Source organism: Nonomuraea sp. NPDC051191, assembly GCF_044455665.1.
GTDB lineage: Bacteria > Actinomycetota > Actinomycetes > Streptosporangiales > Streptosporangiaceae > Nonomuraea.
The window spans coordinates 146,412-161,543 of sequence record NZ_JBITEZ010000005.1 but is presented as its reverse complement, the minus strand read 5'-3'; the positions used below and the strand labels follow the sequence as shown (position 1 = coordinate 161,543).

General features: G+C 73.8%; 14 protein-coding genes. 6 read left to right on the top strand and 8 right to left on the bottom strand.

The genetic code is table 11. The annotated features are described in order from the left end of the window. Positions 1 to 44 precede the first annotated feature (44 nt). Complete coding sequence (locus ACIA8R_RS15600; protein WP_397038866.1) at positions 45 to 1,220, bottom strand: MFS transporter; 1,176 nt, start codon at positions 1,218 to 1,220, stop codon at positions 45 to 47. After that, positions 1,217 to 1,678: an RDD family protein gene (locus ACIA8R_RS15595; protein WP_357700729.1), complete on the bottom strand. Its 462-nt coding sequence runs from the start codon at positions 1,676 to 1,678 to the stop codon at positions 1,217 to 1,219. The genes ACIA8R_RS15600 and ACIA8R_RS15595 overlap by 4 nt, the downstream gene beginning before the upstream one ends. A gap of 77 nt (positions 1,679 to 1,755) precedes the next feature. Between ACIA8R_RS15595 and ACIA8R_RS15590 the strand changes: the two genes are divergently transcribed. The 3 genes from ACIA8R_RS15590 (at position 1,756) to ACIA8R_RS15580 (ending at position 4,707) form a co-directional block, all read left to right on the top strand. After that, positions 1,756 to 2,772 carry a hypothetical protein gene (locus ACIA8R_RS15590; protein ID WP_397038864.1) on the top strand — a complete coding sequence of 339 codons (1,017 nt, stop codon included), beginning with the start codon at positions 1,756 to 1,758 and terminating at the stop codon, positions 2,770 to 2,772. A gap of 95 nt (positions 2,773 to 2,867) precedes the next feature. Beyond that, entirely contained in the window at positions 2,868 to 4,292 is a 1,425-nt protein-coding gene (glnA, locus tag ACIA8R_RS15585) for a type I glutamate--ammonia ligase (protein ID WP_357700733.1), read from the top strand. 181 nt (positions 4,293 to 4,473) lie between these two features. Further along, entirely contained in the window at positions 4,474 to 4,707 is a 234-nt protein-coding gene (locus ACIA8R_RS15580; RefSeq protein ID WP_357700734.1) for a hypothetical protein, read from the top strand. Positions 4,708 to 4,737: 30 nt separating this feature from the next. Here the strand turns inward: ACIA8R_RS15580 and ACIA8R_RS15575 are convergent, their stop codons facing one another. Both ACIA8R_RS15575 and ACIA8R_RS15570 read right to left on the bottom strand, forming a co-directional pair. Further along, the gene (locus tag ACIA8R_RS15575) at positions 4,738 to 5,424 is read right to left on the bottom strand and encodes a B3/4 domain-containing protein (protein WP_397038862.1); all 687 of its coding nucleotides are present in this window, start codon (positions 5,422 to 5,424) and stop codon (positions 4,738 to 4,740) included. 43 nt (positions 5,425 to 5,467) lie between these two features. Then, positions 5,468 to 6,742, bottom strand: coding sequence for an MFS transporter (locus ACIA8R_RS15570; protein WP_397038860.1), 1,275 nt, complete (start codon positions 6,740 to 6,742; stop codon positions 5,468 to 5,470). 83 nt (positions 6,743 to 6,825) lie between these two features. Between ACIA8R_RS15570 and ACIA8R_RS15565 the strand changes: the two genes are divergently transcribed. Next, entirely contained in the window at positions 6,826 to 7,653 is an 828-nt protein-coding gene (locus tag ACIA8R_RS15565; protein ID WP_364091445.1) for a LysR family transcriptional regulator, read from the top strand. Between the two features lie 13 nt (positions 7,654 to 7,666). Here ACIA8R_RS15565 and ACIA8R_RS15560 read toward each other — a convergent pair whose 3' ends face one another. Continuing rightward, positions 7,667 to 8,710: a hypothetical protein gene (locus ACIA8R_RS15560; RefSeq protein WP_397038858.1), complete on the bottom strand. Its 1,044-nt coding sequence runs from the start codon at positions 8,708 to 8,710 to the stop codon at positions 7,667 to 7,669. A 33-nt stretch (positions 8,711 to 8,743) separates the two neighbouring features. Then, a complete protein-coding gene (locus ACIA8R_RS15555; protein WP_397038856.1) occupies positions 8,744 to 11,665 on the bottom strand; it encodes a bifunctional [glutamine synthetase] adenylyltransferase/[glutamine synthetase]-adenylyl-L-tyrosine phosphorylase in 2,922 nt (973 codons plus the stop codon). Positions 11,666 to 11,747: 82 nt separating this feature from the next. Between ACIA8R_RS15555 and ACIA8R_RS15550 the strand changes: the two genes are divergently transcribed. Then, positions 11,748 to 12,326, top strand: coding sequence for an HXXEE domain-containing protein (locus tag ACIA8R_RS15550; RefSeq protein WP_397038854.1), 579 nt, complete (start codon positions 11,748 to 11,750; stop codon positions 12,324 to 12,326). A gap of 95 nt (positions 12,327 to 12,421) precedes the next feature. Here the strand turns inward: ACIA8R_RS15550 and ACIA8R_RS15545 are convergent, their stop codons facing one another. Continuing rightward, on the bottom strand, positions 12,422 to 13,108 hold the full coding sequence (locus ACIA8R_RS15545) for a type 1 glutamine amidotransferase (protein WP_397038852.1): 687 nt from the start codon (positions 13,106 to 13,108) through the stop codon (positions 12,422 to 12,424). A gap of 106 nt (positions 13,109 to 13,214) precedes the next feature. Here ACIA8R_RS15545 and ACIA8R_RS15540 point away from each other — a divergent pair, with 106 nt between their 5' ends. Continuing rightward, positions 13,215 to 14,063: an alpha/beta fold hydrolase gene (locus ACIA8R_RS15540; protein WP_397038850.1), complete on the top strand. Its 849-nt coding sequence runs from the start codon at positions 13,215 to 13,217 to the stop codon at positions 14,061 to 14,063. An 82-nt stretch (positions 14,064 to 14,145) separates the two neighbouring features. Here ACIA8R_RS15540 and ACIA8R_RS15535 read toward each other — a convergent pair whose 3' ends face one another. Then, entirely contained in the window at positions 14,146 to 14,859 is a 714-nt protein-coding gene (locus ACIA8R_RS15535; RefSeq protein ID WP_364091454.1) for a hypothetical protein, read from the bottom strand. Positions 14,860 to 15,132 lie beyond the last annotated feature (273 nt).

Genomic DNA, 15,132 nt, shown 5'->3' with positions numbered 1-15,132 from the left:
CCACCATAACCATACCCGGTACGTTTTCCAACCCGGTATGGTTTCTACTCCGCGGTGCTCATCGGCGCGCGGGCGGCCAGACCGGCGGTGGCGGCCAGCATGGCGGCGCTGAGCGTGAAGACGCCGAGCACGCCGGTCGCGCCCGCCACCACGCCCGCCAGGGCCGGCACCAGCACCTGGCCCAGCCGGTTGCCGGTCAGGCGCAGCGCGAGCGCCGTGCCGCGCTCGCCCGCCCGCGCGCGTCCGGCCACCCACGACAACGTCAGCGGCTGGCCCAGCCCCAGCGCGAGCCCCATCAGCGCGACGACCGGCACCGCGGCGGCCGGCCCGCACAGGGGCAGCGCGGCGACGGTGACCGCGGCCACGACGGTGCTGGTCACCAGGACGGCGCGGCGGCCGTACCGCAGGACCAGGCGTTCCATGGCGAGCCTGCTCGCCATGGTGGCGGCGGCCCGCAGCGCCAGCAGCGCGCCGACCGCGACCACCCCGGCGCCGCGGCTCTCCCCCCAGGCCGGCAGGTACGCCAGCACCAGGTCGAGCGTGGACACGGTGGCCAGGCTCGTCATCAGGGCCTGCCACATGCCCTCCTGGCCGAGCGTGCCCCGCAGCGGGAAGCGCCGGACGGCGGCCCGCCCCCGAGCCGGGCCGGGACCGCCGGTGCGCAGGCTCGCCAGCCCCGCCACCAGCCCGAACCCGGCCGCCACGGCGAGGGCGGGCCCCACCTGGGCCGCGCCCCCGGAAGCGGTGCCGCCCGCCACCAGGGCCGCGGCGGACGGCCCGGCGAGCTGGCCGAGCGAGGTGAAGACGGTGAAGCGCGCATAGGCGCGGTCGTGGCCTCCGGCGGCGACCCGGTTGGCGATGACGGCCTGCTGGGCGACGACGGACAGCAGGTGCCCGAGCCCGAACACCGCGTTGAGCAGCACCAGCGCCCACAGCGAACGGGCCACGGCCAGCGCCAGGGCGCTGCCGGTGATCAGCGCGGCGCCCAGCAGGGCCGCGCCGCGCTCGCCGGAGGCGTCCACCCAGCGCCCCACGGAGACGGCCGCGAAGAGCGGGAGCAGCGAGAAACCGGCGGTGACGAGCCCGATGCCGAGGTTGCCGGCGCCGATCTCGATGGCCCGGTAGCTCACCATCGGACGGGCCGCGAACGTCGCCGCCTGCACGCACACCGCCGCCACCATGAGCGGGCCGAACCACCGGCCCGCCCCGGAGGTCGTCACATCCGGACGACCACGGTGTTGGACACCCGGTCGTGCACCCCGCGGTGGTCGCGGTCCCAGATCAGGGCCGGCAGGGCCAGGCCCAGCAGCACGGTGCGCACCAGCACGGGCAGCAGGCGCGGTGCGCCGCCGTCCATGGCGGCGACGCGGATGCCGGCCAGCCGGTGGCCGAACGTCTGGCCCATGAAGCCGACGAGCAGCAGGTATTGCAGCGCGAACACCGCCACGGGCGCCCACGGGGACTCGGCCGGGTTCATCCTGAGCAGCAGCTGCACGACGAACCAGGTGCAGATCATCCAGTCGATCGCGAGCGCGGCGATCCTGCGCCCCCACCCGGCGACCGATCCGCTGCCCTCCTCGGGCAGCCCGAGACGCTCACCCGGGTATCCGAGGTCGATCCCGGCGGACCGGACGCCGCCCAGCCAGGTCTGCGTCCACCGAGGCTCATTGCTGCTCATGCCTTCAACGGTATCCGGCCCCCGGGCCGGTCGGCGTCGTGACCCAACCGCGCCCTGCCCCCGCCATCATGGTCGCCATGCCACACGGGGATGACCTTGACGCGCGCTTCAACGAGGTGGTCGCGCAGATCGACGAGGGCGAGCGCCGCAGGATGCGCTCGTCGGCCGCCAGGCAGGCCAGGGAGGCCGGGGCGGGCGCCCCGCCACAACGCGCGCCACGCCCGCCGCGGCCGGAGCGCTTACCCGCCGGCCCCGGTTCGCGCAGGCTCGGACGCATGTCGGTCGCGCTGATCGTGCTGGGCGTGGTCGTGAGCGCCGCGGGCCTCATGATCATCTATCGCCCCGGCCGGCTCGGCGCGAACCCGGGCCTGGAGGGCCTGCCGGTCCTCGCGAATCCCGCACGGACCGACAACCCCTTCGCCGGCTCGCCCGCCGAGCGCTACGCCGACGGCGCCGCGGGCTTCGTGATGCCGGAGGCCAAGGCGCTGGGCGGCCTGTCGAAGGCGGACGTGGCCAAGGGGCTGAAACGCACCCGCGCCCTGCTCGCGGCGGCCCTCCTCGACCGCGAGACACTGCTGGGAGGCAGGCCCAAGGCGTTCGCCGGGCTGCTCGACCCCGACCAGCGCGAGTGGTTCTACGAGGAGCTGGGCGGCAAGAAGTACGACAGCCGCGACCTGGTCAACAGCTTCGCCCCCGGCAGCGCCGAGCCGGTCGGCGACGTGATCAAGGTCAACGGCACCGCCCGCCTGGGCACCTTCCGGGAGGACGGCCTGCGCGGCGTCAAGGTCGCGGTGAACTACCTGGCCGTCTACGCCGTGCGCCGTCCCGGCGAGCCGTCCACCACCATGCGGCTGGTCTCGCACCTCACCGGCGAGGTGCGGTTGTACCGCGCGGAGGGCCGGACGGCCGCGTACGTGGAGTGGGGCATGAGTCACACCCCGGCCAGGTGCGGCACCAAAGACGGCTTCGTCCATCCCGTCTACGACGACGACCCGCCCGGTTCCGTCGCGCCGAGCGGCCCGGCCACCGACCCCTACGAACTGGAGGAACGATCGGTTTCCGACGGGGGCTGCGACACGTCCGAGGAGACGTGACCCTGCGTAACACATGCGAAACAATCGAGACACCGTACGGAAACGGCCGCGACCTAGCGTCGGCATGATGGCCAGTCCCTCAGGGAGGTTCGAGAGTGTTCAACTCCGCCGACGACGTCCTGAAGTTCATCAGTGACGAAGGGGTGCAGTTCGTCGATGTCAGGTTCACCGACCTGCCGGGGACGACGCACCACTTCACCTTCCCGGTTGAGAACTTCGGCGCGAACGTCTTCACCGACGGGCTCATGTTCGACGGCTCGTCCATCCGCGGCTTCCAGGCGATCCACGAGTCGGACATGCTGCTGCTGCCCGACCCGTCCAGCGCGGTGCTCGACCCGTTCCGCCAGCACAAGACGCTCAACCTCAACTTCTTCGTGCACGACCCGCTGACCGGCGAGGCCTACAGCCGCGACCCGCGCAACGTGGCGCGCAAGGCCGAGGAATACCTCAAGGGCACCGGCATCGCCGACACCGCCTACTTCGGCCCGGAGGCCGAGTTCTACATCTTCGACGACGTGCGCTTCGAGACGAAGGCGAACGCCGGCTACTACTACATCGACTCCATCGAGGGCGCCTGGAACACCGGCAAGCGGGCCGAGGGCGGCAACCTGGGCTACAAGCCGCGCTACAAGGGCGGCTACTTCCCGGTCCCGCCGATGGACCATTTCACCGACCTGCGCTCGGAGATGGTGCGCAACCTCATCGAGTGCGGCATCGACGTCGAGATGCAGCACCACGAGGTCGGCACGGCGGGCCAGGCCGAGATCGACTTCAAGTTCGGCACGCTGCTCAAGACGGCCGACAACCTGATGCTCTACAAGTACGTCATCAAGAGCACCGCCCTGGAGTACGGCCACACCGTCACGTTCATGCCCAAGCCGATCTTCGGTGACAACGGCTCCGGCATGCACTGCCACCAGTCGCTGTGGAAGGACGGCTCGCCGCTGTTCTACGACGAGGTCGGCTACGCGGGCCTGTCCGACACCGCCCGCTACTACATCGGCGGCCTGCTGCGGCACGCGCCGTCGCTGCTCGCCTTCACCAACCCGACGGTCAACTCCTACCACCGCCTGGTCCCGGGCTACGAGGCGCCGGTCAACCTGGTCTACTCCCAGCGCAACCGCTCGGCCTGCGTGCGCATCCCGATCACGGGGTCCAACCCGAAGGCCAAGCGCATCGAGTTCCGCGTGCCCGACCCGTCGTGCAACCCGTACTTCGCCTTCGCGGCGATGCTGATGGCGGGGATCGACGGTATCCGCAACAAGATCGAGCCGCCGGAGCCGGTCGACAAGGACCTCTACGAGCTGCCGCCGGAGGAGGCCCGCCAGGTTCCGCAGGTGCCCGGCTCGCTGCCCGAGGTGCTCGCCGCGCTGGAGGCCGACCACGACTACCTGCTCGAAGGCGGCGTGTTCACGCCCGACCTGATCGAGACGTGGGTGTCGTACAAGCGGGAGAACGAGGTCGACCCGATCCGCCTGCGGCCGCACCCGCACGAGTTCGAGCTGTACTACGACGTGTGACGTCGAAGGCTTGACGGAGACGGCCCGGCCGCGATCGTTCGCGACGCCGGGCCGTTCCGTGTGCGGGGGCCGGGGCGGCGCCAGGAGGGCTCTGGCGGCCGTCCCCGAACGCGGTTACCTTGATCCCAGATCACGCAACCGGCCATCGGCCGAACGCGCCCGAACGGTCTGGAGGACCGTCATGAGGATCACACGAGGGGTGTTAGCCGCGGTGCTGGCCGCCGGCGCGCTCTGTCTCGGTTCCACCCCGGCTCACGCCATTCCGCCGCCTCCGCCCGGCGGCGACCTCCTCGTCGTCTTCGCCTACTTCAGCGGCGACCAGCTCGTCGGCCAGCGCTGGTTCGGCTGCGGCCAGCCCGCCGGTGAGTGGGGCATCCTGTCGGGCACCCAGAAGGTCTACTTCACGCCCTGCTGATCCGGGGAGACCGCCCGTGGCCGGCGGTGGTCAGAAGTCGAAGCGCGGCGCCGACGGCGTGAGGATCTCCGACTTCGGCGACACCGGCCACAGGGCGGTCAGCTCGTCGTAGAGGGCCGCGGCCAGGCGTTCGACGTCGGCGCGGGCCGTCTCGTGCAGGGCCTCGGCCACGATGAGCACGTCGGTGGTGGTGTCGCCGACCGCCGACAGGCCGCTCTGCCGGTTGGTCCAGCGGCGCGCGTGCGCCCGGCCGTCCGCGTCAGCGAAGATCACTTCTCCGGGCGCCGGCTGTTCCGTCTCGCCGGAGAAGGTCTGGTACGTCTCCTCGCCCGTGGCGTACCGCACCTCCACGAAGCCGGAGATCCGGGAGACGTCGAACACCGCCACCGGGACGGCGAAGGCGATCGAGACCGCGTTGCACAGGTCGATCAGGGGATGCAGGCGCGGCAGGGCGCCCTCCTTCCTGAAGCGGCGCAGCAGCGACTCCGACGCGCACCGGTACTGCGTCGGCTTGAGCCCCATCCGCGTGAACGCCCGCCGCCACGCCTGGATCTCGGGCAGCTCGCTCTCGGGGCCGGCCCGCCGCGCGGCCAGGTCGCAGTAGCGGGCCACCTGGTCGTCGACGCGGGCGGCGGCGTCGACCCCCTCCACGTGGAGCGCGAAGGGCACCAGGTCGGGGAAGTCCCGCCAGATGTCGTCGGAATGCTGGAAACGCACTGTCACCTCACTGTCACCTCGCAGGTCGTCACGCTGGTGCGCCTCACGATACTGCGGCGGCCTCCCGTCGCCCGTTCGCGGCGTGCCGGGCGCGGGCGGCGGCCAGGGCATAGCAGGCGAACGCCAGCGCCGTCACGACGGCCGCGACGAGCAGGGGCCGTCCGACGACGCCCAGCACCGCGACGCCGAGGGTGGCGCCGACCTGGCGGGAGGCGTTCAGCACGCCGCCCGCGGTGCCCGCCGTGCCCGCGGGGGCGGCGTTCACCATGCCCGCCATCAGCGCCGGGAGCACGAACGACAGCCCGAACCCCATGACCACCAGCCAGGGCCACAACACGTCGGTGAGCGCGACTCCGGCCAGGCCGGTCGCGAGGAGGGCGAGGCCGCCCAGGATCGGCGGACGCGGGCCGTGGCGGGCCACCAGGCGGCCGGTGAGCAGCGGGTTGACCGTCATGGGCAGCGTGAGCGGCAGGAAGGCGAGCCCGGCGGCGACCGGGGACAGGTGGCGGGTGTCCTGGAGGAGGAGGGTGAGCACGAACAGCGCGCCGGAGAAGGCGAAGTTGGCGGCCGTACCGGCCAGCAGCTCGGGCCAGGTGGCGGCGAGCAGGCCGCCGGGCAGGGCGGGGGCGTGGCTGCGGCGCTCCACCAGCACCAGGGCCACCAGGACGGCCACGGCCAGCGCGGCGGCGAGCGCGGAGGAGTCGATCAGGGCTTCGGCGACCAGGCCGAGCAGCACGCAGGCCAACGCCTGGACCTGCCAGTCGATCCGGCGGGAGCCGCGCGGCGAGGCGACGCCGCGCATGATCAGCAGGCTGGTCACGGCGAAGGGCACGTTGACCAGGAAGACGGCGCGCCAGCCGGACAGGCCGACCAGGAGACCGCCGAGCAGGGGACCGGCGGCGAGCGCCGAGCCGGTGATCGCCGCCCACAGGCCGGTGGCGCGGGCGCGGACGGCGGGCGCCGGGTACATCTCGGCGAGCAGGCCGAGCGAGCCGCCCGTGCACAGCGCCGCGGCCACCCCGAGCAGGGCGCGCAGCGCGACCAGCACGCCCAGGTCCGGCGCCGCCGCGCTGAGCAGCGACAGCACGCCGAACAGCGCCACCCCGGCCTTGAAGACGCGGGCCGCGCCGAACCGGTCGGCCACCGCGCCCCCGGTGAGCAGCGACGCGGCGAAGGCGACGGTGTAGGCGTTGACCGCCCACTGCTGCCCGGCCAGCGAGCCGCCGAGCGAGGCGCGCAGGTCCGGCAGCGCGATCGTCAGCACGGTCGTGTCGAGGATCACCAGGAAGTAGGCGAGGGAGAAGCCGAACATTCGCATGCCCACAGCCTGCTGAAACGCGACTTCTCCCCTCAACAGGCGCCGCCGCACGGGGCATTCGGGAAAACCTTATGCTGCTTTATATGGACTTGCGGCAGTTGAGGGGCTTCGTCGCGGTGGCGGGCGCGGGCACCGTCACCGGGGCGGCGAACACGCTCGGCCTGGCCCCCGCGTCGGTGTCGGAGCAGGTGCGCAGGCTGGAGGACAGCCTCGGCGTGGCGCTGTTCGAGCGCACACCGCAGGGCATGCGGCTGACCGACGCCGGCGCCACCCTGCTCGGCCGCGCGCAGGGCCTGCTCGACCACGCCGAGGAGGTGCGCCGCGCGGTCACCGGCCGGCGCCGCCGGGTGCGCGTCGGCGCGCTGGAGATGCTGGCCGCCGCCCGGCTGCCCTCCGTGCTGCGCCGCCTGTCCGAACGCCGCCCCGACCTGGACGTGGACGTACGCTCCCTGATGCGGCGCGACCTGCTGGCCCAGGTGGCCTCCGGCGACCTGGACGCGGCGCTGCTGCTGGACCTCGGCCCCCGGATCGGCGGCCTCGGGTTCACCCCGCCGCCCGGCATGGACTTCCTCGACGTCGGCGAGGTCGCGCTGTCGCTGGTCGCCGCGCCCGACGGCGAGCGCGAGCCGCTGCTGGTGAGCCCGCCCGGCTGCTCGATCCGGCTCGCGGCCGACCAGACGTTCGGCCCGGCCGTGCCGCGCCGGGAGCTGACCAGCATCGCCACCGCCCGCGAGTGGGCCAGGCAGGGCTTCGGGCAGGCGCTGCTGCCCGACTTCGCCCTGGGCTCCGACCTCGACTCCGGCGCGCTGGTCGAGCTCGACTGCCGGGCGCCCGCGCTGGCCCTGCGCCTGGTCTGGCTGCGCGGCCGCGAGGAGTCCCTGCGCGACGTGCTGTACGCCATGAGCGCCTGACCCGTCGCTCCCCTCACTGGTCCTTGCGCCGGGACCTGATGCCGGTGATGCGGCGGAACACGTCCCACCAGAAGGGGGCGCCGAACAACAGGGCCACGTACGTCAGCAGGAAGCCGGGCCAGTGGCTGGGGGTGGTGAGCCGGTTCCACCAGGCGGCGCCGTTCCAGTGGAGCGTGGGGTCGCCCTCGGCCGGGATGGCGATGCTGACCAGCGCGTGCTGGAGCATCTGGACCATCGCGGGCTCGCTGAGCGTCTCGGTGATGCACGGCACCGGGTCGGACCGGCCGCACCGGGCCTTGAGCTCGTCGTACGCCGCCGGGCCCGCCTCGGCCACGGCGGTCACCGAGGCGCGGAAGGCGTTGTCGCGCAGCAGCGTCTTGCCGTACTCCAGGCCGTCCATGGTGAACAGCAGGGTCACCAGGAGGCCGAGGACGGCCACCACCCACTTGACGTAGCGCTTGTACAACATCGACAGGCGTTCCATCTCGCCGTCGAACCAGGTCTCGACGCCCTGCCTGAACCGGTCGAGGTCGCGCTGCGCGGTCTCCCAGACGCCGCGCAGGTGGCCGTACAGGGGGCTGCCCATCTCCTTGAGCTTGGCCAGGAGGCCCTCGACGCCCTCGGGCTCGGCGGCCGCCATCTCCATCAGGGCGACGGCGAAGCGCCCCGGCGGGATGTTCGCGATGCTCGTACGGCCCTTGGTCGGATGGTCGATCTCCTGGACGCGCTCGTACAGCAGCTTGATCATGGCGTCCTGCGCCTTGGGCTCGGCGACCGGCAGCGTGCCGGGCTCGGCGGGCGCGGGCTGGTCGCTGTGGGCCGGCCGGGGATCGCGGGTGAACGGCAGTGCGGCGAACACGTCGCGCAGCTTGGCGGGCAGCCACGACCTGCCCTGCGCGTCGGCGCCGTCGAGGGTGTCCCTGAGGTAGGCCCACAGGAACTTGCTGCGGATGGCGAGCAGGCGCACGAACGCCTCGTTGACCCCGCTCACCAGCAGCGAAAGCAGCAGGAACGACACCACCAGGCCGAGGGCCAGGTCCACGTAAACGGATAACACCTGCGCCTTGATACACCCCGGCGAGGACCGGGATCAACCCCCGTAGAAGACGCGGTCCACGACCCGGCGGGCGCGGCGGGTGACGCGGCGGTAGTCGTCGAGGAAGTCCTCCGAGCCGTCCGGCGGGTAGCCGAGCGTACGGGCGATGAGCCTGCGCTCCCCCGCGTCGGCCGGCACGCTGTCGCCGGGCCTGCCCCTGACCAGCATGATCGCGTCGCGGACGCGCGAGGCGAAGCGCCACGCCTCGGCCAGCACCAGCTCGTCGGCCGGGTCGAGCAGCCCCTCGGCCGCCGCCGCGCGCAGCGCCCCGATCGTCCGGGTGGTGCGCAGGGCCGGCACGCCGCCCGCGTGGCAGAGCTGGAGGAGCTGGGCCACCCACTCCACGTCCGACAACCCGCCGGGGCCGAGCTTGGTGTGCAGGGCGGGGTCGGCGCCGCGCGGCAGCCGTTCGGCCTCCATGCGCGCCTTGAGCCGCCTGATCTCCCTGATCGCGTCCTCGCGCAACCCCTCGGACGGGTAGCGCAGCTCGTCGATCATGGAGATGAACGCGTCGCCGAGCGCGGCGTCGCCGGCCGAGAAGCGGGCACGCAGCAGCGCCTGCGCCTCCCACGGCGCCGACCAGCGGGCGTAGTAGGCGCGGTAGGAGGCCAGCGTGCGCACCAGCGGCCCCTGGCGGCCCTCCGGACGCAGGTCGGGGTCGATGAGCAGCGGCGGGTCGGGGGCGGGCAGCGACAGCAGCCGGCGCAGCTCGTTGGCCACGGCGAAGGCGGCGTCGGTGGCCTCCCGCTCCTCGACGCCGGGCAGCGGCGAGTGCACGAACATCACGTCGGCGTCGCTGGCGTACGAGCACTCCATGCCGCCGAGCCGGCCCATGGCGATGACCGCGAACCGGGTCACGTCCGGGGCCTTGGCCAGCGCGGCGTCGAGCGCGGCCTGCAGGGTCACGTCGTTGAGCGACGACAGCGCCGTGCCGACGGTCTCGATGTCGAGGAGCTGCGAGATGTCGGCGACGGCGGTGCGGAACAGCTCCCTGCGGCGCAGCCCCCGCACGGCCGCCACCGCCGTCTCCGGCTCTCCTGCGTGCCGGGACACCGCCGCCGACGCCTCGCCGCGCAGCGCCCCGGGCGGCCGGACGGCCAGCTCCTGGTCGGAGCCGAGCATCGCGACCGCGTCGGGGGCGTGCATGAGCAGGCCGGTGGCGTAGCGGCCGGTGCCGAGCACCCGCGCCATCCGCGCGGCCACCGCGGTCTCGTCGCGCAGCAGCCGCAGGTACCACGGGGTGCTGCCGAGCTTGTCGCTGACCTGCCGGAAGCCGAGCAGCGCCGCGTCGGGGTCGGGCGTGTCGGCGAACCAGCCGAGCATGACGGGCAGCAGCGTGCGCTGGATGGCCGCGCGCCTGGACACGCCCGTGGACAGCGCCGCGATGTGCCGCAGCGCGCCGTTGGGATCGACGTAGCCCAGCGCCTCCAGCCGGGCCGCCGCCGCGGCCGTGGACAGCCGCGCCTCCGACTCAGGCAGCCGGGCCACGGCCTGGAGCAGCGGCCGGTAGAACAGCTTCTCGTGCAGCCGCCGCGCCTCCATGGCGTGCCGCCGCCACCGGGCGGTGAACTCCCCCACCGGGTCGGTCTGCATGCCCAGCGCGCGGCCGAGCCTGCGCAGGTCGGCCTCGTCGGTGGGCAGCAGGTGCGTACGCCGCAGCCGGTGGAGCTGCAACAGGTGCTCGACCTGGCGCAGGAACGTGTACGCCTCGGCGAGGCCGCGTGAGTCGTCGCGGCCCACGTAGCCGCCGCGGGAGAGCGCGGCCAGGGCCGGGAGGGTCGCCCGGCGGCGCAGCAGCGGGTCGAGCCTGCCGTGCACGAGTTGCAGCAGCTGGACGGCGAACTCGATGTCGCGCAGCCCGCCGGGCCCCAGCTTGAGCTGCCGCTCCCCCTCGGCGCGCACGTGCGACTCGACGCGCCGGCGCATGGCCTGCACGTCCTCCACGAAGTGCTCGCGGGTGGCGGCCGTCCAGACGAGGTCGTTGACCGCCTGGACGTAGGACTCGCCGAGCTCCGGGTCGCCCGCCACCGGCCTGGCCTTGAGCAGCGCCTGGAACTCCCAGGTCTTGGCCCAGCGGCGGTAGTAGGCCAGGTGGCTGCCCAGGGTGCGGACCAGCGGGCCGGACCGGCCCTCGGGGCGCAGGCCGGCGTCGACCTCCCACAGCGGGCCCTCCTGGGTGGCCGCCGTGCAGGCCCGCATCATGGCCTGGGCCAGCCTGGTGGCCGAGCGCAGCGCCTTGGTCTCGTCGGCGCCCTCGCGCGGCTCGGCGACGAAGACGACGTCGACGTCGCTGATGTAGTTGAGCTCCCGGGCGCCGCACTTGCCCATGCCGATGACCGCCAGGCGCGCCTCGGAGTCGTCGACCTCGGCGCGGGCGACCGCCAGGGCCGCCTCCAGCGCCGCGGCGGCCAGGTCGGACAGCTCGGCCATGACCTCGGCGAGCGTGGCCTGGCCGGTGAGGTCGCGGGCGGCCAGGTGCATGAGGCGGCCCCGGTAGGCCACCCGCAGCGCCACCAGCGGGTTGGGGCCGTCGGCGCGCGGCTCGGGCTCGTCGGGCTCGGCGCCGACGGCGCGCAGCAGCGCGGCCCGCGCCTCGCCCAGGTCGGGTTCGGCCAGCAGGGCCGTCTGGCCGGGGTGGCGCACCAGGTGCTCGCCGAGCGCGGCGCTGACGCCGAGGACGGCGAACAGGCGCGCCCTGAGCCGGTCGTCGGCGCGCACGGCGTCGAGGACGGCGGGCTCGCGCTCGGCCAGGCGGGTCAGCGAGACCAGGGCCAGGTCGGGATCGGCCACGGCGACCAGGAACACCAGAAGGTCGTCGAGGTCGGCCGGGGTGCGGTCGAGGAGCTGGGCGGCCCTGGCCCCGTCGGCGAAGCCGAGCTTGGCGAGGCGTGCGGCGGTCGATTCGATCCTGGGCACCTGCTCATCTTGACAGGTGGCGGCCCGGAAGCCGTAGAGTGCAACGCAACGTAGCGTTGTGTTTTGTCGGAGAGGTGATGACATGAGCCGGATGTCCGCGGCGGTGACCTGGGGGATGCTGGCGGCCTGGGCCGTGCACGACGCGGAGGAGCTGGCGACCATGGCCGGATGGGCGCGGCGGGCCCGTCCCCGGCTGGAGCGGCTGTACCCGGGGGTGCCGTGGGAGCGGCTGGAGGTGTCGCAGGCGCGGGTGAACGTGGCGATCGGGCTGATGGGCGGCGTGGTGGCGGGGGCCGCTGCGCTCGGGGCGCGCAGCGGGGGCCGCAGCCCGGCGTTCCAGGCGGTGCTGGCGGGGTTCGGGCTGCACGGGGTCGTCCACGTGGCGCAGGCCGTCGCCACGCGGGGGTACACGCCGGGGGTGGTGACGGCGCCGCTGGTGGTGATCCCGTTCTCGGCCTGGGCGTGGCGGCGGTTGCGGCGGGCGGGGGTGGTGGCGGCGCCGGGGCGGTCTGCCGCGTACGGGCTCGCGGCGCTGCCGCTGACGGCGGGGGGCGTGCACGCGGTCGCCCACCTGCTCACCCGCCGCCACGACCGGGCCGCCGAGTCCTCGCCCACTGAGTCCTCGCCCACGGACGGTCTCGGCCGCGACCGCTGGTTCTGACCCGCACCGGCGGCTCGCCCCCGGCCCGAGCCGCGCCGGGCGGCCAGGCCGCGTGGGGGGCTCCAGGGTGGGGGCGGTGGGTCCCGGGGTGGCTGTCAGGCCGGGCGGGAGGCTTCGACCACCTGGGCGAACGCCTGCGCGACCGGTCGCCAGGTCGCGACGAGGGCGGGCTCGGCGGCCTTGACGGCGGCGTTCAGGTCCTCGGCCGACTCCAGGTCCGACTCCGCCGTCCAGGCGGTGAAGATCTCCGGGGTGGCCTCGGGGTGGAACTGCAACGCCCAGGCGCGCTCGCCGACCCGGTAGGCCTGGTTCGGGTACTGGGCGCCGGTCATCAGCGGCACCGCGCCCGCGGGCAGCCGCGTCATGGCGTCCTGGTGGTACTGGACGGCGGTGGCCCTGGCCGGGACGCCGGACAGCAGCGGGTCGGAGGCGGCGGCGGGCAGCGCGACCACCTCGCACGCCCCCACCTCCAGGCCGTTCCCGCCGCGCTCGACCGTGCCGCCGAGTGCCATGGTGAGAAGCTGCGCGCCGAGGCAGATGCCGAGCGTGGGGGCGCCCTCGTCCACGGCGCGGCGCAGGAGGGCGCGGGTGGCGGGCTGCCAGGGGCTGCGCTCGTCCTCCCAGGCGGCCGCGGCGCCGCCGAGCACGATCAAGCCGTCGGCGGCCCGTGCGGGGACCGGGTCGCCGAGGTAGGGGCGGACGACGTCGCAGGTGGGGCCGAGCCAGTCCGCCAGGTGGCCGAGCCCGGCGCCGGCCTCGTGCTCGATCACGGTGATGCGCATATCGGGTAATTTATCCGCCTTTTTTCGTAAAGCGGCTATCCGTCCGTTGCCGGGGCAGCCGCGGGCGGTGGGTGCCCGGCGCCGGGCGGGTCCCTAGGATCCGGCTATGAGATTCGACGAAGTGGACGGGCTGCGCGTCGCCACGTTCGGCACCGGCCCCCGCAAGGTCATCGCGGTCCACGGCATCAGCGCCTCGCTCATGGCCTGGGGCGCGGTCGGGCGGCGGCTGCCCGAGGAGTGGTCACTGATCGCGATGGACCTGCGCGGCCGCGGGCACAGCGCCTCCCTGCCCGGCCCGTACGGGCTGCCCCGGCACGCCGAGGACGTCCTGCGCGTCGCCGAGCACGTCGGCGCGGGCCCGGACGCGGTGCTGGCCGGCCACTCGATGGGCGCGTACGTGGCCGTGCTGGCCGGGGCCGCCCGCGACTTCGCCCGGGTCGTCCTGGTGGACGGCGGCCTCCCGCTCCCGCTGCCCGAGGGCGTCGACCCCGACGCCGCCCTGGAGGCCACGCTCGGGCCCGCGCTCGCCCGCCTGCGCCGGACGTTCGCCTCCCCCCAGGAGTACGTGGACTTCTTCAAGGCCCATCCGGCCTTCGCCGCCCACTGGAGCCCGGACGTCGAGGCGTACGTGCGCTACGACCTCACCGGCCCCGAGGGCGCGATGCGCTCACGGGCCGTCGGCGAGGCCGTGATGGCGGACGGGCGCTGGATGCGCACCGAGACGGCCGAGATCGGCGCCGCGCTGACCGCGATCAAGGCGCCGCTGCACCTGCTCAGGGCGCCGCGCGGCCTGCTCGACCAGGACACCGGCATGCTGCCCGACGAGGTCGCCCGGACGTGGACGGCCCGCGTGCCCGGCCTGCGCGACGAGCTGGTGCCCGACTGCAACCACTACACGATCCTGTTCGACGCGGAGCCGGTGACGACCGTCCTGGCCCGGATCACCGGGTCCTGACCGCTGCGGCGAGCCGTCCGTCTTCGCCTCGGACGAGAAACGGCCCCCCGAGGCGAGCTCGGAGGGCCGTCGTCGGCACAGGTCAGCGTGGAGCGATCCACGTGGCGCGGGCGGCGGCCACCAGGGTGCCGTCGCCCTCGTAGATGCCGCTCTCGCCGTACATCTTGCGGCCCTCGCGGCCGGTCGGACGGGCCACGACGGAGTAGCGGCCACCCGGCAGCACCGGGCCGTTGATCTGCACGACCAGACGGCCGAGCAGGGCCGACTCACCGGGGCCGAAGTGCGCCCAGCCGGTGATGCAGTCGAGCACCGCGCCCACGATCGAGGCGGGGACGCCGTCCTCGCCGCTCACCGTGAACGGCACCCGCCACCCGGCGGCCACCAGGTCGGAGCCCTCCACCGGGCCGGGGAAGATGCGCAGGCCGTCGCCCGGCTCGCGCAGGCCGCAGGCGAAGCACTCGGCGAACGGGTGGGCCTTCAGGCCGACGAACCCGGCCTCGGCGCGGGCGGCGTCGGTGAACGGCACGAAGCCGGGCCCGGTCAGGGTCTCGGCGACGGGGATGGCCTCGACCAGGACTTTGTCGCCGTCGGACAGCGAGACGCTGTTGGCGACGTGCTCAAGGCGCAGCTCGGTCTCCAGGGGCGTGGGCGCGTGCAGCGTGACCTCGACCGCTGATCGGCCGCCGTTCAGCGCCTCTGCCATGGTGCCCGCGATCCAGCCGCCGTTGGCGACTCCCACCGGGCCCCGGAAACGCTCGGGAACGGTCAACACGGTCTGCAGGGCAGCCGTCGTCATGCCACACCCTCCAATATCGCCCCACCAGGCGAGAAGTCCGGAAATATCGTAAAGAGTAGGCCGATTTTACTGGACTCCCGGATTACCACGATGTTGGGGGTCCCTGAGCGCCGACCGACTCATGCCATAACGCCACAGGCGTGGCCGAAACTTCCCCGGCTACCCCCGCCATCCCCACCCAGGGTCGGCGCCGTCCATGGCACGGATGTGACTCGGGGGTGAGGAACAACGAAAATCGGCCCCAACCCGGAGTCGGATGCGTATCCGGGGTGA

What these genes read in the sequence shown, in the direction of transcription:
- ACIA8R_RS15595 (WP_357700729.1), bottom strand. Translation starts at nt 1,678, where the DNA reads ATGAGCAGCAATGAGCCTCGGTGGACGCAGACCTGGCTGGGCGGCGTC.
- ACIA8R_RS15590 (WP_397038864.1), top strand. Translation starts at nt 1,756, where the DNA reads ATGCCACACGGGGATGACCTTGACGCGCGCTTCAACGAGGTGGTCGCG.
- ACIA8R_RS15580 (WP_357700734.1), top strand. Translation starts at nt 4,474, where the DNA reads ATGAGGATCACACGAGGGGTGTTAGCCGCGGTGCTGGCCGCCGGCGCG.
- ACIA8R_RS15570 (WP_397038860.1), bottom strand. Translation starts at nt 6,742, where the DNA reads ATGCGAATGTTCGGCTTCTCCCTCGCCTACTTCCTGGTGATCCTCGAC.
- ACIA8R_RS15565 (WP_364091445.1), top strand. Translation starts at nt 6,826, where the DNA reads ATGGACTTGCGGCAGTTGAGGGGCTTCGTCGCGGTGGCGGGCGCGGGC.
- ACIA8R_RS15550 (WP_397038854.1), top strand. Translation starts at nt 11,748, where the DNA reads ATGAGCCGGATGTCCGCGGCGGTGACCTGGGGGATGCTGGCGGCCTGG.
- ACIA8R_RS15545 (WP_397038852.1), bottom strand. Translation starts at nt 13,108, where the DNA reads ATGCGCATCACCGTGATCGAGCACGAGGCCGGCGCCGGGCTCGGCCAC.
- ACIA8R_RS15540 (WP_397038850.1), top strand. Translation starts at nt 13,215, where the DNA reads ATGAGATTCGACGAAGTGGACGGGCTGCGCGTCGCCACGTTCGGCACC.
- ACIA8R_RS15535 (WP_364091454.1), bottom strand. Translation starts at nt 14,859, where the DNA reads ATGACGACGGCTGCCCTGCAGACCGTGTTGACCGTTCCCGAGCGTTTC.